Here is a 16,916-nt window from a genome sequence, read left to right on the forward strand (position 1 = left end):
GTCGGTCGACGCCCGGTCAACCGAGGGCTGCTGTGCAGTTGCCCACGCGGCAATGTTACCTGCCAGTAGGTTACCGCCGGCAGCCACGCAGAGTGACACAGGTCACCGGCGCGGCGCAGGTCAGACGGACTCGGCCAGCGCGCCCCGGATCTGCTCGATGGCGGCGGCCTCGGCGGGGGCCACCCCGTCGTGTGCGCGGGCCACCCGATCCGCGGCGGACAGCACCACCGACCGGTACGCCTCGACGTCGGCCGGCGACTTCTCCCGCAGGATCCGTACCGCCCGGCCGAGCGCCGGCAGCACCACCGACTCGATCTCCAACTGGGAGTCCCGGGGCAGGCGGGGCAGCGGGCCGGTGGTCAGCGCGTCCTTGACCACGCCGCTCGCGTCGGCCAGCGCACCGGAGGCGGCCACACTCTCCCGGATCACGCCCAGCATCCCCGGGTCGGCGTTCGAGACCAGGAAGACCGCGCCGAACGCGCCCGTCTTGAGGGTCAGGCGCTCCTCGTCCGTCAACCGCTGCTCCATGATCACGGAGTGTAGACGTACGGCGTGGTGGTGGTGACGGCTACGAGTCCGAGTCGCTGGAGGATCGGCCGACTGTCCTCGGAACAGTCGACCTGCACGAGCGTCCGACCCCGCTGCTCGGCCAGCCGCGCCCGGTAGTTGACCAACGCCCGGTAGATGCCCTTGCGCCGCCACTGCGGCAGAGTCGAGCCGCCCCAGAGGGTGGCGAAGCCGGTGTTCGCCGGGAACCGCACCCAGCCGGCGCTCACCACCGTCCCGCCCGCCTCGGCCACCACGATGATGATCGAATGCGGGTCGGCGTCGATCTCCTTCTCCAGACCCCACACCAGGTGCGAGCGGTCCTCCTGCCAGACCTCCTCCTCCATGGCGGCGATCCGCTCCAGGTCTTCTCGGGACGTCACCTCACGCAGGCGCACTCCCTCGGGGGTCACCGGCAGCGCGGCGGCGAGCGGCGCGACCGGCCCGACCACGACGGTCTCCCGGTCCTCCGGGACGAAGCCGGCGGCCGACAGGCGGTCCGTCAGGTCCGCGGGCTCGTCGTGCGCGTAGGTCTTCCACTCGACCGACTGGCCGCGCTCGCGGAACACCCGCACCTGCCGGGCGATCAGCTCGTCCAGCGCGTCGCCGGTCAGCCCACCCAGGTCGCGGTAGGTGAGGAATCCGCCGGCGTCGAGTCCGGTGATCCGCACGAGGGGGCCGTCCCGTTCGACGGTCACGCCGGTCGGTACCGGCTCGGGGATGTCCGGGCGGAGTTGGTTGTCGTAGGCGGCGCGCAGCGTGTTCACATCAAGATCGGTCACCTGACCAGGCTAAGCGGCGGGGGAAGCGGATAATCTCCCAGCGTGTGGGAAGCGATCAGGCGATGGTTCGACCCGGCGGAGGCGCGCACCGTCGGTGAGAGACCGGACTACCGGTTCTCCCTCGCCAACGAGCGGACCTTCCTCGCCTGGCTGCGCACCGGTCTCGCGCTGGTCGGCGGCGGGCTGGCCGCCGCCCAGTTCCTGCCGCCGCTGCCGATGAGCCACCTGCGGGAGGTCATCGCGGTCGCGCTGCTGCTGCTCGGTGGCACCGTCGCCATCCGCGCCGTGGACCACTGGGCGCGTACCGAACGGGCCATCCGGCTCGGTCAGGAGCTGCCCGCCTCCCGCTTCCCCGCCATCCTCGCCCTCGCGGTGGGCGCGGGGGCGATCCTGCTGGTGCTCGCGGTCCTGGCCCGGGCGATCGGGGAACGGTGAGCGCCGTACGCGACCCGGGGTTGCAACCGGAGCGGACCCGGCTGGCCTGGCGGCGCACCCTGCTGACGCTGACCGTGGTGACCGCGCTGGCCGTCCGGCTGGCGTCGAACGGCAGCCTGTTCGGCGCGCTCGTCGTCGGCGCGGCCGTGCTCGTCTGGGGCGGCCTGCTCGTGCTCTGCTGGCCGCGCGCCACCGGCGTCGGCGCGGCCCGTACCGGCGGCCGGACGCTGCCGCTGGTCGCGCTGGGCACGGTCGGGCTCGCGCTGCTCGGCGTGCTGCTGACAGTTCGCGGACTACGCTGACGGGACGCCGTGCGCCATGATGGGTGCATGGCCCGGCTGTACGTACTCCTCTTCCTGGCGCAGATCGTCCTCGCCGTCTGCGCGCTGATCAGTTGCCTGTCCGCCGAGGAGGGTCAGATCCGTGCCCTGCCCCGGATCGTCTGGGTGCTGATCATCCTGTTCTTCCCGCTGATCGGGTCGATCGCCTGGTTCGTCGCCGGGCGGGAGCCCGGCACCGCGAACCGCACGGTGTGGCCGGGTGGCACGAGCGCCCCCGAGCGGCAACCGCGCCGCCCACTCGCTCCCGACGACGACCCGGAGTTCCTCCGCTCGGTGCAGGACCGCGCCAAGCAGCAGGACCAGGAGCTCTTCCGCCGCTGGGAAGAGGACCTGCGGCGGCGGGAGGACGACCTGCGCCGGCGCGACGGAGAGCCGCCCCGCGAGGGCGACCGACCGGAGGTGTGAGCACACCGCCGTCGCCCCGCGCGGGACGACGGCGGCTCTCGGCGCGACTCAGGCCAGGTTCGACGAGCGGGGGTACGCGTCGGTCGGGTCGGTGAGCACGTTGACCAGGTACGGCACGCCGGAGTCGAAGGCCCGTTGCAGTGCCGGCGCAAGGTCGGCGGCCTTCGCGACCGTCTCCCCCGCACCGCCCAGCGCGCTGACCACCGCGTCGTAGCGCAGCTCGGGCTGGAGGTCGGCGGCCACGTCGTAGCCGTACATGGCCCGCATCGGGTGCTTCTCCAACCCCCAGATGCCGTTGTTGCCGACCACGATCACCACCGGCAGCTTCTGCCGGACCAGCGACTCGACGTCCATCAGCGAGAAGCCGGCCGCGCCGTCGCCCATCAGCACGCAGATCTGTCGGTCCGGGTGACTGACCCGGGCCCCCATCGCGTAGCCCATGCCGGTGCCCAGGCAGCCGTACGGGCCCGGGTCCAGCCAGGTGCCGGGCTGCGACGGCTCCAGGTAGCGCCCGGCGTACGAGACGAAGTCACCGCCGTCACCGATGGTGATGGCGTCCGGGGCGAGCGCCCGGCGCAGCTCGCCGTAGATCCGGGCCGGCCGGATCGGGTCGGTCTCGGCGGTCATCTCGGCGGCGTCCCGGGCCTTCGCCGCGTCCTCGGCGACCCGCAGGTCGGCGATCCAGTCGGCGTGGTCGGCCCGGTCACCGGCGTGGTCGGCCAGCGCCGAGAGGATCAGGCGCAGGTCGCCGGCGGGGGCCACGGCCGGCTGCACGTGCGTCGCGCGCTGGCTCGGCGCGTCGACGATGTGCACCACCTTGGCGTCACCGAAGTCGCCGAAGCTGAGCCGGAAGTCCAGGGGGGTGCCGACGACCACGACGACGTCGGCGCCGGAGAGCGCGGCGCGGCGGGCCTTGGCGAAGGCGAGCGGGTGCTCCGGCGGCAGCGAGCCACGGCCCATCCCGTTGGTGAACACCGGCACCTGCAACGCCTCGGCAGCCTCGCGCAGCGCGGCCACCGCGTCACCGGCGTACACGTCCGATCCGGCGATGATGGCCGGTCGCTGCGCGCCGGCGATCAGTGTGACGGCACGGCTGACCACGTCCGGATCCGGCTCGATGACGTCGACGCCGGTCGGCGCGGGCAGGTCCGCGTCGGCGACCGAGAAGACCGTCTCCAACGGGAAGTCGAGGAAGACCGGGCCGCGGTGCGGGGTGAGCGCGGCGGTGAGGGCGGCCCCGACCGCGCGCGGGATGTCGTCGGTGCTGAACACCGTCTCGGCGTGCTTGGTGACTGGGGCGACCAGCGGCAGGTGGTCCATCTCCTGGAGGCTGCCCGAGCCCCACCGGAAGGCGGGCGCGCGACCACCGAGCACCAGCACCGGGGAGGCGTTGAAGTACGCGCTGGTCATGCCCGAGATGCCGTTGGTGACACCGGGGCCGGCGGTGAGCACGGCGAGGCCGGGTCGGCGCTGGAGCTTCGCCACCGCCTCGGCCGCGAAGACCGCCGACTGCTCGTGCCGGACGTCGTAGATCGGGAAGTCGGTCTTGTGCGCGGCGTCGTAGAGCGGAAAGACGTGCCCGCCGGAGAGGGTGAACATCTCCCGTACGCCGTGCGCGCGCAGTGCCGCCAGCGCCAACTCGCCGCCGTGACCTTCGATCCGCTCCGTCATCGCCGCTCCTCTGGTCGCACATGGCCGGCGTCACACGTTACTGGCCGGTAGGCAGAATGTGAACCGTTCTCGGTTCGCCGTCGGCCCGGCCGTCAGCGGCCGGTGAAGTCCGGCTCGCGCTTTTCGACGAACGCGGTCATCCCCTCGCGCCGGTCGTCGGTCGCGAACAGCGCCGCGAAGAGCTGACTCTCCCAGGCCAGGCCCGAGTTGAGGTCCATGTCCAGGCCGGCGTCGACCGCCAGCTTCGCGGCGCGCAGGGCCTGCACCGGCCCCTTGAGGTACGGCGTGACGAGCGCGACGGCCGCGTCGTACACCTCCGCGGCCGGTACGACCCGGTCGGCGAGACCGATCCGCAGCGCCTCCTCGGCGTCCACCATCCGCCCGGACATGATCAGATCCTTCGCCCGCGCCGGACCCACGAGACGGGCCAGCCGCTGCGTACCGCCCGCGCCGGGAATGACGCCCAGCTTGATCTCCGGCTGGCCGAGCTTGGCGTCCTCGGCGACCACCCGCCAATCACACGCCAACGCCAGCTCACAGCCGCCGCCGAGGGCGTACCCGGTGATCGCGGCCACCACGGGCTTCGGGATGCGGGCGATCGCGCCGAGCGCGCTGGACAGGGCTGCGGCCCGGTCGGCCATGTCCACGTAGGACATCTCGGCCATCTGCTTGATGTCCGCCCCGGCGGCGAAGACCTTCTCCCCGCCGTACACGATGACGGCACGGACCTCGGGATCGGCGGTGGCCGCCGTGGCGGCGGCGCGCAACTCCTCCTGCACCTGCGTGTTGAGCGCGTTCATCGGCGGCCGCTCCAGCCGGATGGTGCCGATGCCGTCCCTGGTCTCCAGCCGAACGAACTCGCCCACGCTGCCCTCACTTCCTCGTCGAAGTCGCGTGCCAACCTTACGACCCGGGTCGTTGGGGTAAGTAGTGTGGTGTCAGCCCTGCGGGCGGGAGTCCAGCCATGATCACTTTTTACGACGACAGGTCGGTACGGGTCACCACCACCGCCGTCCAGGTCGACGGGCGCAGCTACCCCCTGCCCGAGATCACCATGGTCTGGCACCGCCGTGGCAGCCGCTCCTGGCGGGTGCTCGCCGGGCGGGGCGCGATCGGTGCCGCCCTGGCCGGCCCGCTGGTCGCTGCGGTGATCGGCATCGGCGTGGCCGTCTGGCTGCACCGCTCACCCACCGTCACGATCGCGATCGTGGGCGCCTCGGTGCTAGCCGGACTGGCCGTCGGCCCGGTCGCCGACGTCCTCTTCGAGCACCTGGACCGTTCGTACGCCAGAGGCAGCCGCCAACTGGAGATCTGGGCGCGCTGGCGGGGCCAGCCGGTGCGCTTACTGCACACCCGCGACGCGCTGCGCTTCGGCCAGATCTACCGGGCGGTCCAGCGGGCCATGGAGGCGACGCAACCCGCCCGCCCCGCCGCCCGCCGCTAGCCCGCCCCGCGCCGCGCGGGCACCCTCCGCCCCGCGGCAGGGAGCGCGGGGTTGCCTGGCGGTGGTTAGGCTTAGTGATGACCCTCTATTACCGGGACGACGCGGTGCAGGTGACATCCGAGTCGATCCGGGCGGGCGGTCAGGTGATCGCCCTGCCCGACGTGACGTTCGTCTGGCACCAACGGGGGCCGAAGACCCTCGCCGTACGCGGCCGGGTGCTGGGTCGCGGCGTGCTGGTCCTGCTGCTGTCGCTGCCGCCCCTCGTCGCGCTGGTCTGCGTGGTGTCGCTGGCGTGGTCGGCCCAGGACCGGGGCAACTGGCAGTTGGCGCTGATCATCCTCGCCGCCTGCGCGGTGGGGGCGCTGGCGTTGGCGCCCTTCCTGGAGATCCCCCTCGGCTGGCTGGACCGCTCCTACGAGCGCGGCAGCCACGTGCACGAACTGTGGGTGCAACACCACGGTCAGGAGCACATGCTCCTGCGCACGCCGGACGCGCTACGGTTCGGACAGATCTACCGGGCCGTGCAGCGTGCCGTCGAACAGCAAGGGGACCATCGATGACCAGCCGACGCGGCGAGGCCGTCGCCCTGGCCGGGCTGCTCGCCGCGGCGGGCGTCACCCATCTGCTCCGCCCCCGCTACTACGACCCGATCGTGCCTCGTACGCTGCCCGGTCCGGCCCGCCTCTGGACGTACGCGAGCGGGGTCGCCGAACTTGCGGTGGCAGCGGCGGTAGCGCGCCCGGCCAGCCGGCGGGCCGGCGGTCGAGCCGCCGCCGCGCTGTTCGTCGCCGTCCTGCCGGCCAACGTGAAGATGGCGGTGGACTGGCGACACCGTCGGCCGACGAGGCGCGCGATCGCCTACGGTCGGCTGCCCCTACAGGTGCCACTGATCTGGTGGGCGCTGCGCGTCGCACGCGCCAACCGGTAGAACCGCCGCCGGTCAGGTCAGCGGCAGGGTGGTGGCGATCGGCCAGCCCAGCAGGGCCGCGCCGACGACGGCCGACAGCCAACGCGGTGGCGCGTACCGGCGCAGGACGGCGGCCCACAGCACGTGCCAGCCGAGCAGCACGGCGAACAGCGGCACCACCAGCAGCACGAACCCTGGTGCCAGGCCCACCACCGCCGCCGCGCTCAGGACGACCACGGTGACCGCGACGACGAGCAGCCGATGCCACGTCCGGCCGGACGCGACCAGTTCCACGCCCAGCAGGAACAGCAGGCACGCAGCCAGCACCAGCGGAAGCAGCCACCAGCGGGCGCCGACCGGGCGCGCCGAGGTCAGCCCGAGGTGGATCGGAAGCGCCACCGCCAGGATCGCGTACGCCGTCAGCGCCAGCGCCGCGCCGATGGTCCGTGCCGGTGTCCGCCTGCCGGCCGGCTCGTCGGCCCTGCCCGGCACACGGGTCGCGGCGGGCAGCCAGCGGTGACCGCCCATCGTCAGGAGGCCGGTGACCAGCAGGAAACCGGTGACGTAGCCACCGACCGCGAGCGGGAGGTGGTTGGTCGGCAGGATCGCCGCGACGGCCGTGGCGAGACCGCTCGCGAGGACGACCAACCCGAGCAGGACGGCACCCCGCAGCGACGGCTCCGCGCCAGCCCGTCGGCGAGCAGCCGGCGCAACGGCGGCCCGCCGGCCCAGGAGCAGCGCCGCCAGCGGGACCAGTCCGACGGCGAACGCGACCACGAGCAGCGCCGCGCCGACGAGACGGGCGAACGGACGGGGCGCGGCGTCCCCGTCCACGCTGGGCAGCCAGCGGGCGATCTCCTCGTGGGTACGCGGGGCGAAGAGCACCGAGATGTGCTCCACCCCCGGCACCACGACGGCCGGCCGGCGACCCACCGTCGCGCCCCGCCGTACGGCGTCGTCGGCTGCTCGCCGGAACCCGGGGAACTCCGCGCCGCCCACGATCAGCAGCAGTTCGGTCGGCCGCCCGGGGGGCAGCTCGCCGGCCTCGGGCAGCGATATCGCCACCGTCCGGGCGATCTCGGGATGCCCGGCCGCGTAACGGGTGACCGCGCCCGCGCCCATCGAGTGGCCGACCAGCATGATCTGGGTCGGGTCCACGTCCGGCTGGGCACGCAGGTGTCCGACGGCGATGTCCAGGTCGGCGGCGAGCCTCGGAGACGACGTGCCGGCGCCGAGTCCGGCCGGGTTCGCGCCGTGCCCCGCGAAGTCGAACAGCAGCGCGACCGCTCCGCGACGGGCGACGGTGTCGGCGATCGGACGCATCAGCCGTGCCGAGCCGGCGAAGCCGTGTGCGATCACCACGCCGGGTCGCCGGGCGTCCGGGGTCGGCGGGCCGGCGCGCACCTCGGTCATCGGCACTCCGCCGACGGTGACGTGCCGCACGCTGAGGCCGGCTTCGGCGCGTACCAGGACCGCAGCGCCGAGCGCGGCGGTGACCGCCGCGAGGACGGCGAGCAGGACGGCGATCCGGGTGCCCGGTGGGTGGCGCGGCGGTGCGGCCGACATGCCGGCACCCTACCGCCGAGCGCCCCACCCCGGACCGGGCCGACGGTCGCGAACGAGCGGTTGTGGCAGGACCGACGCACACTTGACCGCATGGCGCTTCCCCTCCCCACACCAACCGCGGTGGTCGGCCTGACCCGCTCCGCCCTCGACCAGGCGCTCGGCTCGGCCGCCTCGTTCGCCGCCGTTCCCGCCCGCGCGTTCGCGGTGTTGGACGGGGTGGAAGCGCTGCTGGCCAGGATCAACGGCGTGGTCGATCGGATCGAGACGACCCTGGACCGGACCGACGAGGTGCTCACCGACGCCGAGACGGCAGTCCGTGAGGTGGCGGTGATCAGCGCTGCCGCGACCACCGCCGTCGACACGGCCACCGAGGTCGCCGCAGCCGCCGCCGTGGTGGTGAACGAGGCCGACAAGGTCGCGCGCCTCGCCGGCACGGTGGTCACCGAGGCCGACGCGGTGGCCGGCAGCGCCGCCGTCACCCTGGACACGGCCGCGCAGGCCGCGACCACGGCGGCCGAACTGCTGGCGGGGTACGAGCCGGCGCTGCGGCGGGCCGCGCCGATGACCGGCAGGTTCGTGGAGGAGTTGAGCCACGAGGAGATCACGGCGGCGATCCACCTGATCGACGAGTTGCCCAAGCTCAAGGAGCACCTGACCGCCGACATCCTGCCGATCCTTGCGACCCTGGACCGGGTGGGACCCGACCTGCACGACCTGCTCGACGTCACCCGGGACCTCAAGCTGGCCGTGGCCGGCATCCCCGGCCTCGGCATGCTGCGACGGCGGGGCGAGAAGCTGAGCGACGAACAGGTCGACTGACCACGCGCGCAGACGGCCGGATCAGCAGTCGCAGGTTGCCGTCGTCGGCGGCGGTCCCGGTACCAAAGCGCCGCCCACCAGGCGGAGAGAACCCGCAACGACGAAGGCCCCCCAGCACGCTGAGAGGCCTTCTCTGCGTTCCGTCAGGACTGCTTGGCGAAGCTGACGAACGCCTTCCAGGCTTGCGGGTCGAACGTGAGTGCCGGGCCGGACTGGTCCTTGCTATCCCGCACACCGACGATGCCGGAGAGGTTGTCGGCCACCTCCACGCACTGCCCGCCGTTGCCCCCACTGCGGCTACTCTTGCGCCACACGGCTCCGGTTAGGTTACTCATTGCTACATCTCCTTGGCGATCGTGGCTAATAGGTCGGCCGATCGGTCCGCATCGAGCGACAGACCTTCGAGCGCTCTCCACCTCACAGAGTAAGCCGCAACCTCTGCTGGCTTGTCGAGATACAAAGCGCCAGTGAGTGACTCGCTGTATACCGTCGTGGGCTCCGGTGTTCGGATTCCGATAGATGGAAATTCCAGCATGACGAAACCACCGCCGGTCAAGGCGTAATTGGGCGGCGCGACCCGGGGCACGATGCGGATCGTCGCGATCTCGGCGGCTACCTGGTTGTGAAGGTGGCTGAGCTGGTCCGCCATGGCAGGGAACGGCCGGCGCAACACGCTCTCGTCCACAATGACCTCCAGGCGTGGAGGCTCCGGGTGCCTCCGCTTGAGGATCTTCTGGCGCTCCATGCGAAGCTCGACCAGGCGTCCGACTTCCTGCTCCTTCAGCTCCGGGTGCGACCGAAGCAGGTGTTCGGCGTAGGCCCGCGTCTGAAGTAGCCCAGGAAGCGAGTCCGGCTCCCAGTGCCGCAGGCGCGACGCTGCTGATTCCATCCCGACGTACAGCTCAAACCAGGTCGGCAAGGTGTCGCCGTAGGCGTGCCACCAGCCGTTCGCCTTGGTCTCAGCGGCCAGCGCGATCAGCGCCGATGTCATCTCGGCGGACATGCCATACAGCACGCACATGGCCATCACGTCGCGTGCCTTGACCGCTGAGCCGCCGCCTTCGATCCGGTACATGGTGGACCGGGACCACTCCAGCGCCTCGCCGGCAACTTCCAGGGAAAGTCCGGCCTCTTCGCGGCCCTGCTTCAGATACCGCCCGAGTTGTCTGCGCGGTATGGAAGACCCCGCATGGGTCATGCGGCCCCCTTGTCTCAGATTGGAGCAAGCCATCCATCGATCCTGCGACTGGTTCTCGCTGGTTCGCGGGAGTGGGACAACCAGAATGACATGTGTCATCGTAAACCATTGCCCGATCACGCTCGGCGACGGACAGTGTCCTCAAGCGAGCTCGCTCCACAGTGAATCGGCTACTGCGGGTTCGCCGGGGCCGCTCCACCTCCCCCGTGGTGGAGCGGCCCGCACAGAGGATTCGGGGTCCAGGTCGTGGAGGGGATGAGTAGGTCGCGGCCTGGGCTCCCTCAGCAGGCAGGAGGGGCGCGATGCTCAGCGATGACGACGCCGACCTGGTTCTTCCACGGCACAGACCGCATCGATCGAAACGCTTCCCCGGTGGTCGGAAGTGTGCGTGCCCCTCCTGCCGCACCGGCCGCAAGCCGAAGCAGGCAGCGAGCGCACCTGAGCAGCCAATAGGTGGCCATGGCACGCCACCTATTGCCGGTTCCATACCGACCTTCAAGCCCTTGTGGAACGCCCCGACACAGATCAATTGGACGCTGGCCGCCGAGCTGGTGACCCACAGGCAGGAGATGACGCATGAGCACCCTCACGACGCAGATGTATCCACCGCTCGCTGGCCCGAAAGCAGACCGCCCCCGGGCGCATGGCGAGGAGAAGCCGCATACCCCACTGCGCCCGATGTGGTTCTGCCGGGCTGATGGTCAGCAGTGGCCCTGCCCGGAGGCCAGGCTAAGGCTGAGGCGTGAATTCGAGGACAACGTCCCCGGCCTCACGATCTACCTGGCCGGCTTGTACTACGAGGCCACGAGAGATCTGTACCGCCTGAATCCACACGACGGCCCTAGCCCGAGCGAGCTGTTCACGCGCTTCGTGTCCTGGAGACCGTTCCGCGAGGACGCCGCCGAACGCACCAACGTGGCCAGCGGCGCATAGGTTCCCACCACCCCGAGACGCCCGGCCTGGCCGCCTCCCGTGGAAAGCAGACGACCAGACCGGGGTGAAGGTGCGCCACCGGCGCGGGGACCGAATCCCCGCATGGCAGTACACCGAAAGGAGATCGTCTCATGGCGATCGAACAGCCGCTCGACCTGTACGAGGTCGACGCCTCCGGCGTGAACCTGCGCAAGCTCTGCGGAGGCGGCATCACGAACACGATGGAGAGCTGCGTCGCAGCCGCCATCCTGCCGGGCAGCGAGGACGCCATCATCCTGGGTGACTCGAAGCTCGGTGCCGACACGCCGACCCTGCGGTTCACCCGCGACGAGCTGGACAGCTTCTTCGCCGCGTACCGGGCCGGCGAGATCGTCTGATCGACCAGGGCTGGCCGCGTGCGCTACGCGGCCAGCCCGCACTCAGGGGGAACAATGACGCTGGTGACGCAGCATTGGCACGGTTACGGGCCGTGGACCGGTCCACACCAGTTCTTCGGCCGGGAGCACGATCATGAACGTCGACCCGAAATCGCCGGCACCACTGTGGGCGACACGTTCCTCCGGTCCACGGTGCCACCGCTGGAGACCGGCCATTACCTTCTGCGCCGCGCTCAGACGGCGCAGGAGCGGACCTGGACCGAAGTGCAGGGAGCCCTGGGCTGGCTGACCAGACTCTACGCCCAGCAGCCACCCGACTCGACGCTCAGCTATGTGGATGAGGCCGCCCGCATCGAGCACACCCATTCAGGTCTGGAGGGTGGAGCCGATGCAATCTGGCAGTACACGCTCAGCTTGAGCGGTAACAAGACCATCGAGTACGCGGTCATCTGCTGCCCGCACCGCCACCACACCAGGACGCCTTGCCCCCTCCCACCGAACTGACCTTCGCTCATGGGAGAAGCACATGTCCCTCGAAATGATCCTCGGCCACGAGGCCGCCAATGCCGTTCTCAGCGAGTGGCCCGAGCACCCGTACACGCTGAAGCTGCCGAACGGCAGCCCGATCCGACCAGCGGTCAACGCGCAGACGATCCGAGGCTTCCTCGACGCCGGCTGCGCGCCGAGCAGCTACGTGAACGTGTTCCATCGGGGCGAAGGGCTGCACCCGGCCCGCTTCACCGCCGATGACCGGGTTGCACCAGCCTCCGTCCAACTCCTGCTCGACCAGGGTTGCACCATCCAGCTTCGCGAGTTGAATCGGTGGTTCCCGCCTCTGAGCGCAGTCTGTGCGGGCATCCAGGCAGAGACCGGCTGCCCGGGATACGTCACGGCCTTCATCACACCGCCGACGAAGCAGGGCCTCGACTACCACTGGGACCAGTACCTCGGGATCGTGGTGCAACTCCAGGGGACGAAGACCTGGGAGCTGTTCAAGCCCAAGGTCGACTTGCCCTACCGCGACCACTTGATGTCGACGAACCTGTGGCAGGACGACTGGGTCAAGCAGTGGCAGGAGGATGGCCCGTACCAAACGGTCGAGTTGATCCCCGGTGACATCCTCGTGCTGCCGCGAGGCTGGGTGCACAACCCGCACTCACGGAATGCCGTCGAGACCAGCGTGCACCTGACCTTCGTGCTGAAGGAGCGCGTGCCGCTGTGGGTCGCCGAACGGTTGGTTGGCAGCGCGATCAACGACCCCCGCTTCCGCGCCGTCATCCCGCCTTCAGGGCTCGCCCCTGCGACCATGCCCACGACAGTCGAGCAGACGCGGTCACTCCTGATCGACTACCTCTCCGGGCTGAACGTTGAGGAGATGTCGAGGGCGCTGCGGCGCGCTGCTCAGCAGGAAACCAGCCACGCCATGCTGTGAGCCGAAGTGAAGCGGGCCAGCCTGATCGAGGCTGGCCCGCCTGCCTGCATACCCCGTACGGCCTGGCGGAGCTGGAGGATGCGCGGACGGTAATACGGCGCTCGACGACGGGTCAGCCCGGCGCGTACAACGCGTCGATCTCGGCCCGCTGCGGCAGCGCCACCGAGGCGCCGAGCTTGCGTACGCAGGCCGCGCCGGCCGCCGCCGCCCAGCGTACGGCGTCGACGACGTCCCGCCCCTCGCCCCAGCCGACCGCCAGCGCGGCGGTGAACGCGTCGCCGGCCGCCGTGGAGTCGACAACGTCGACTCCGACGGCGGGCACGTGCACCTCGACGCCCTCCCGGTCGACGTACCAGGCCCCCGCGTCACCGAGGGTGAGTACCGCGCGGGGCGCCAGGTCGAGCAGTGCCCTCGGGTCGTCCCGACCCCGGCCGGTGAACGCCTGCGCCTCACCCTCGTTGACGACGAGCAGGTCCACGGCTTCGAACAGTTCCGGAGGAAGGTCCCGGGCCGGTGCGGCGTTGAGGACGACCCGGGTGCCGGCGGCGCGGGCGGCCAGCGCCGCGGCGGTCACCGTGCGCACCGGGATCTCCAACTGGGCGACCAGGACGTCCGCCTCGCGTACCGTGGCCAACTCCTCGTCGGTGAGGCCGACCAGCGCGTCGTTCGCGCCGGGGGTGACGACGATGGCGTTCTCCCCCTGGCCGTTCACCATCACGAGCGCCACGCCGGACGTGCCGTACACCACCCGCAGGTGACCGGTGTCCACGCCGGCCGCCGTGATGCGGGCGCGGAGCGTCACGCCGAACGCGTCGGAGCCGATCGCGCCCAGGAAGGTGCAGGAGGCGCCGGCCCGGACGGCGGCGATGGCCTGGTTGGCGCCCTTGCCGCCGGGCACCATCACGAAGTCGGTGCCGAGCATGGTCTGGCCCGGCCGGGGCAGCGAGGGGGCCATCGCGACCAGGTCCATGTTGGCGCTGCCCACCACCACCACCCGCGTCGGCGACATGGTCACCCGCTCAGGCGGCGCGCGCGGTGTAGCGGTCGCCGGAGCGCTCGACCACCAACGGCAGACCGAAGGTCTTGGAGAGGTTGTCGCCGGTCAACGTCTCGGCCAGGAGGCCCTGGGCGACGACCGCGCCCTCGCGCAGCAGCAGCGCGTGGGTGAACCCGGGCGGGATCTCCTCCACATGGTGGGTGACGAGCACCATGGCGGGGGCGTCCGGGTCGTACGCCAGCTCGGCCAGCCGGCCGACCAGGTCCTCACGGCCACCGAGGTCGAGCCCGGCGGTGGGCTCGTCGAGCAGCAGCAGCTCCGGGTCGGTCATCAGCGCCCGGGCGATCTGGACGCGCTTGCGTTCGCCATCGGAGAGGGTGCCGTAGCGGCGCTCGGCGAGGTTGCCGACGCCGAGCTGGCTGAGCAGCGCCCTGGCCCGCGCCACGTCGCCGTGCTCGTAGCTCTCCCGCCAGCGTCCGACCACCGACCAGGCTGCGGTGACCACCACGTCGCTGACCTGCTCGTCGGCGGGCACCCGCGCGGCGAGCGCGGCCGTGGTGAGCCCGATGCGGGTCTGCAGCTCGTTGATGTCGGTGCGGCCGATCCGCTCACCGAGGACGTACGCGACGCCGGTGGTGGGGTGCAGCCGGCCGGCGGCCAGGTTGAGCAGGGTGGTCTTGCCCGCGCCGTTGGGGCCGAGCACCACCCAGCGCTCGTCCAGCTCGACGCGCCAGGTCAGGTCCTGCAACAGGGCGTTGTCGGAGCGGCGTACGCCCACGCTGTCGAGGCTGACCACCAGATCCGGGTCCACGGGTGCGGCGGCAGGCGCGGCGCCGGCAGCGCCGGGGATCAGGTCACCAGTCACCCGCCCATCCAACCACGCAGGAGTGGCGTGCCCCCCACGGGCGGCGCTCTGGCCATAGGGTGAGGCACCGTGTCGTTGATCACCACACCCCAGGGACGGCCCATGCCCGGTCGAGGTTTGGCGCCGCGCGGATGAGCGCGGTCATCGAGATCGAGGGTCTGCGCAAGACCTTCCGCAGTGTGCGCACCGGCAGGAGGGTGGCGGTCGACGGGTTCGACCTGCTGGTCGAGGCCGGCCAGATCCACGGTTTCCTGGGGCCCAACGGCTCGGGCAAGACCACCACGTTGCGCGCCCTGCTCGGGCTGGTCCGCGCCGACAGCGGCCGGATGACGGTGTTCGGCGAGCCGTCGCCGGAGCTGCTGCCCCGGGTGGCGGGGCAGGTCGGCGCCATCGTGGAGAGTCCGCAGTTCTTCGGCAACTTCACCGGCCGTCGTACGCTGCGACTGCTGGCCCGCGCCGGCGGGGTGCCGATCTCGCGGGTGGACGAGACGCTGGAGCTGGTGGGCCTGCGCGACCGGGGCGACGAGCGGGTGAAGGGCTACTCGCTGGGCATGAAGCAGCGCCTCGCGGTGGCGTCGGCGCTGCTGAAGGATCCGCGTCTGCTCATTCTCGACGAGCCGGCGAACGGCCTCGATCCGGCGGGCATCCGCGAGATGCGCGACCTGATGCGGTCACTCGCCGCGGCGGGGGTGACCGTGCTGGTGTCGAGCCACATCCTGGGCGAGATCCAACTGATCTGCGACCACGTCACGATCATCTCGCGGGGACGGCGGGTGGCGGCCGGCCGGGTGGACGAGGTGCTGGCGGGTCACGACCGGCACGAGTTCCTGGTCCGGGTGGCCGAGCCGGAGCGTGCCGCCGACGTGCTGCGCGCGGCGGAGCTGACGGCCGCCGTCGAGGGCGAGACGCTGGTGGTGAGCGGGGCGACCGACCCGACGATCATCAGCCGCGTCCTCGGTGAACAGGATCTGTGGGTCGCCGAGCTGACGCCGCTGCGACCCGACCTGGAGAGCGTCTTCCTGGAGCTGACGGGGGCCGGGGAGCACCCCTCGGTGCCCCGTCAGGTCGACGAGGCGGCACGACCGATCGACGCCGACGGCGCGCCGGTGATCGATCTCGACGTACGGGGAGTGGACGCGTGAACCTGGTCCGGGCCGAGTTGGAGCGGCTCTCCGCACGCCGCTTCGTGCAGCTCATGATCGTCCTGCTGGTGCTGGCGTTCGGCGTCACGGCCGCTACCACGCTGGCCGGGTCGCATCGGCCGAGCGCCGACGAACTCTCCTCGGCGCGGCAGCAGGCCATCGAGGCGCGGCGGAGCATGGAGGTCAGCTACCAGCAGTGCCTGGCCCGGCGGGACGGGATCTCGATCCCGGACACTCAGGAGTACCTGCCCGCCGACTGTTCGGACATGGACCCGGCCCAGCAGGACCGGTTGCCGATCGCGTCCGACTACCTGTCGGGGGTGTTCAACTTCGCCGAGCAGGCCAAACCGCTGCTGTTCTTCCTCATCGCGTTCCTGGTGCTGTTCGGTTTCCTTGTCGGCGCCTCGTACATCGGGGCGGACCTGAACTCCGGTGGGGTGGTGAACCTGCTGCTGTGGCGGCCACGCCGGTTGACGGTGCTGGGCACGAAGCTGGGCACCCTGCTGGCTGCCATGTTGGCGCTGGCGGTGGTGGCCTCGGTGGCCTACCTGGCCACCTTCTGGGTGATCGGGCAGACCGCCGGGCTTGCCGGTCAGCTCGGCGGCGACTTCTGGAGTTCGCTGGGCGCCATCCACGGCCGTGGTCTGGTGCTGGTGCTGCTGGCCACCGCGTCGGGTTTCGCCATCGCGACGCTGGGCCGGCACACGTCGGCGGCGCTCGGAGTGGTCGCCGCGTACGCGGTGGTGTGGGAGCTCGGCGCGCGGCTGGTGCTGGCGATCGTCGACGCCCGACGGCCGGAACAGATGATGCTCTCCACCTACATCGGGGCGTGGCTCAGTGGCGAGGTGCGGATCTGGGATTCCCAGCTCTGTCGGCGAAACTTCAGCGGCACGTCCTGCGAGGGTTTCTACACCCTCACCTGGAGACCGTCGCTGGTGGTGCTGCTCGTGGTCGCCGGCGGGTTGACCGTGTTGGCCTTCGCCGCCTTCCGCCGTCGTGATCTGAACTGAGGGGGCAGCGGCCGCCCGGTGGCGAGAGCTTGCAGCCGGGCGTCCA

Annotated in this window: 22 protein-coding genes; 13 read left to right on the forward strand and 9 right to left on the reverse strand. The window is 71.3% G+C overall.

Annotated features, from left to right (window positions below; all coding sequences use genetic code 11):
* Positions 1 to 120: 120 nt before the first annotated feature.
* Both ACLQ25_RS06600 and ACLQ25_RS06605 read right to left on the reverse strand, forming a co-directional pair.
* Complete coding sequence (locus ACLQ25_RS06600; RefSeq protein ID WP_425730006.1) at positions 121 to 528, reverse strand: hypothetical protein; 408 nt, start codon at positions 526 to 528, stop codon at positions 121 to 123.
* Positions 529 to 530: 2 nt separating this feature from the next.
* Positions 531 to 1,328 (reverse strand): GNAT family N-acetyltransferase, encoded by a 798-nt coding sequence (locus ACLQ25_RS06605; protein ID WP_425730007.1) that lies wholly within the window; start codon positions 1,326 to 1,328, stop codon positions 531 to 533.
* Between the two features lie 42 nt (positions 1,329 to 1,370).
* On the opposite strand from ACLQ25_RS06605, the gene ACLQ25_RS06610 reads away from it, so the two are divergent.
* The 3 genes from ACLQ25_RS06610 to ACLQ25_RS06620 are packed head-to-tail and all read left to right on the forward strand — an operon-like array spanning position 1,371 to position 2,509.
* Positions 1,371 to 1,763, forward strand: a complete 393-nt coding sequence (locus tag ACLQ25_RS06610; protein WP_425730008.1) for a YidH family protein — start codon at positions 1,371 to 1,373, stop codon at positions 1,761 to 1,763.
* The gene (locus ACLQ25_RS06615; RefSeq protein ID WP_425730009.1) at positions 1,760 to 2,065 is read left to right on the forward strand and encodes a DUF202 domain-containing protein; all 306 of its coding nucleotides are present in this window, start codon (positions 1,760 to 1,762) and stop codon (positions 2,063 to 2,065) included. The genes ACLQ25_RS06610 and ACLQ25_RS06615 overlap by 4 nt, the downstream gene beginning before the upstream one ends.
* A 27-nt stretch (positions 2,066 to 2,092) precedes the next feature.
* A complete protein-coding gene (locus ACLQ25_RS06620) occupies positions 2,093 to 2,509 on the forward strand; it encodes a PLD nuclease N-terminal domain-containing protein (RefSeq protein WP_425730010.1) in 417 nt (138 codons plus the stop codon).
* 48 nt (positions 2,510 to 2,557) lie between these two features.
* Here ACLQ25_RS06620 and ACLQ25_RS06625 read toward each other — a convergent pair whose 3' ends face one another.
* Both ACLQ25_RS06625 and ACLQ25_RS06630 read right to left on the reverse strand, forming a co-directional pair.
* Positions 2,558 to 4,180 carry an acetolactate synthase gene (locus ACLQ25_RS06625; RefSeq protein ID WP_425730011.1) on the reverse strand — a complete coding sequence of 541 codons (1,623 nt, stop codon included), beginning with the start codon at positions 4,178 to 4,180 and terminating at the stop codon, positions 2,558 to 2,560.
* A 92-nt stretch (positions 4,181 to 4,272) separates the two neighbouring features.
* Complete coding sequence (locus ACLQ25_RS06630; protein ID WP_425730012.1) at positions 4,273 to 5,046, reverse strand: enoyl-CoA hydratase/isomerase family protein; 774 nt, start codon at positions 5,044 to 5,046, stop codon at positions 4,273 to 4,275.
* 98 nt (positions 5,047 to 5,144) lie between these two features.
* Here ACLQ25_RS06630 and ACLQ25_RS06635 point away from each other — a divergent pair, with 98 nt between their 5' ends.
* From ACLQ25_RS06635 to ACLQ25_RS06645, 3 genes are all read left to right on the forward strand, one after another.
* Complete coding sequence (locus tag ACLQ25_RS06635) at positions 5,145 to 5,624, forward strand: DUF6232 family protein (protein WP_425730013.1); 480 nt, start codon at positions 5,145 to 5,147, stop codon at positions 5,622 to 5,624.
* Positions 5,625 to 5,701: 77 nt separating this feature from the next.
* Entirely contained in the window at positions 5,702 to 6,184 is a 483-nt protein-coding gene (locus ACLQ25_RS06640; RefSeq protein WP_355052125.1) for a DUF6232 family protein, read from the forward strand.
* Positions 6,181 to 6,552 carry a hypothetical protein gene (locus ACLQ25_RS06645; RefSeq protein ID WP_425730014.1) on the forward strand — a complete coding sequence of 124 codons (372 nt, stop codon included), beginning with the start codon at positions 6,181 to 6,183 and terminating at the stop codon, positions 6,550 to 6,552. Before ACLQ25_RS06640 ends, ACLQ25_RS06645 begins: the two co-directional genes overlap by 4 nt.
* Positions 6,553 to 6,564: 12 nt before the next feature.
* On the opposite strand, the gene ACLQ25_RS06650 is transcribed toward ACLQ25_RS06645, so the two are convergent.
* Positions 6,565 to 8,097, reverse strand: a complete 1,533-nt coding sequence (locus ACLQ25_RS06650; RefSeq protein WP_425730015.1) for a dienelactone hydrolase family protein — start codon at positions 8,095 to 8,097, stop codon at positions 6,565 to 6,567.
* Positions 8,098 to 8,187: 90 nt separating this feature from the next.
* Between ACLQ25_RS06650 and ACLQ25_RS06655 the strand changes: the two genes are divergently transcribed.
* The gene (locus ACLQ25_RS06655) at positions 8,188 to 8,916 is read left to right on the forward strand and encodes a hypothetical protein (RefSeq protein ID WP_425730016.1); all 729 of its coding nucleotides are present in this window, start codon (positions 8,188 to 8,190) and stop codon (positions 8,914 to 8,916) included.
* A gap of 143 nt (positions 8,917 to 9,059) precedes the next feature.
* Here ACLQ25_RS06655 and ACLQ25_RS06660 read toward each other — a convergent pair whose 3' ends face one another.
* Together ACLQ25_RS06660 and ACLQ25_RS06665 are read right to left on the reverse strand one after the other, a co-directional pair.
* Complete coding sequence (locus tag ACLQ25_RS06660) at positions 9,060 to 9,251, reverse strand: DUF397 domain-containing protein (protein WP_355232909.1); 192 nt, start codon at positions 9,249 to 9,251, stop codon at positions 9,060 to 9,062.
* Between the two features lie 2 nt (positions 9,252 to 9,253).
* Positions 9,254 to 10,114: a helix-turn-helix domain-containing protein gene (locus tag ACLQ25_RS06665; RefSeq protein WP_425730017.1), complete on the reverse strand. Its 861-nt coding sequence runs from the start codon at positions 10,112 to 10,114 to the stop codon at positions 9,254 to 9,256.
* A gap of 576 nt (positions 10,115 to 10,690) precedes the next feature.
* On the opposite strand from ACLQ25_RS06665, the gene ACLQ25_RS06670 reads away from it, so the two are divergent.
* From ACLQ25_RS06670 to ACLQ25_RS06685, 4 genes are all read left to right on the forward strand, one after another.
* On the forward strand, positions 10,691 to 11,047 hold the full coding sequence (locus tag ACLQ25_RS06670) for a hypothetical protein (RefSeq protein ID WP_425730018.1): 357 nt from the start codon (positions 10,691 to 10,693) through the stop codon (positions 11,045 to 11,047).
* Between the two features lie 131 nt (positions 11,048 to 11,178).
* Positions 11,179 to 11,424 carry a DUF397 domain-containing protein gene (locus tag ACLQ25_RS06675; RefSeq protein WP_425730019.1) on the forward strand — a complete coding sequence of 82 codons (246 nt, stop codon included), beginning with the start codon at positions 11,179 to 11,181 and terminating at the stop codon, positions 11,422 to 11,424.
* A 54-nt stretch (positions 11,425 to 11,478) separates the two neighbouring features.
* The gene (locus ACLQ25_RS06680; protein ID WP_425730020.1) at positions 11,479 to 11,928 is read left to right on the forward strand and encodes a hypothetical protein; all 450 of its coding nucleotides are present in this window, start codon (positions 11,479 to 11,481) and stop codon (positions 11,926 to 11,928) included.
* 22 nt (positions 11,929 to 11,950) lie between these two features.
* Entirely contained in the window at positions 11,951 to 12,856 is a 906-nt protein-coding gene (locus ACLQ25_RS06685; protein ID WP_425730021.1) for a JmjC domain-containing protein, read from the forward strand.
* A gap of 112 nt (positions 12,857 to 12,968) precedes the next feature.
* Here ACLQ25_RS06685 and ACLQ25_RS06690 read toward each other — a convergent pair whose 3' ends face one another.
* Complete coding sequence (locus tag ACLQ25_RS06690) at positions 12,969 to 13,865, reverse strand: ribokinase (protein WP_425730100.1); 897 nt, start codon at positions 13,863 to 13,865, stop codon at positions 12,969 to 12,971.
* 10 nt (positions 13,866 to 13,875) lie between these two features.
* Positions 13,876 to 14,718, reverse strand: coding sequence for an ABC transporter ATP-binding protein (locus ACLQ25_RS06695; protein ID WP_355052121.1), 843 nt, complete (start codon positions 14,716 to 14,718; stop codon positions 13,876 to 13,878).
* A gap of 131 nt (positions 14,719 to 14,849) precedes the next feature.
* On the opposite strand from ACLQ25_RS06695, the gene ACLQ25_RS06700 reads away from it, so the two are divergent.
* Positions 14,850 to 15,860, forward strand: a complete 1,011-nt coding sequence (locus ACLQ25_RS06700; protein WP_425730022.1) for an ABC transporter ATP-binding protein — start codon at positions 14,850 to 14,852, stop codon at positions 15,858 to 15,860.
* Positions 15,857 to 16,870, forward strand: a complete 1,014-nt coding sequence (locus tag ACLQ25_RS06705) for an ABC transporter permease subunit (protein ID WP_425730023.1) — start codon at positions 15,857 to 15,859, stop codon at positions 16,868 to 16,870. The genes ACLQ25_RS06700 and ACLQ25_RS06705 overlap by 4 nt, the downstream gene beginning before the upstream one ends.
* Positions 16,871 to 16,916: the final 46 nt, after the last annotated feature.

It is taken from the genome of Micromonospora sp. DT44, from assembly GCF_049841635.1.
Classification (GTDB): domain Bacteria; phylum Actinomycetota; class Actinomycetes; order Mycobacteriales; family Micromonosporaceae; genus Micromonospora.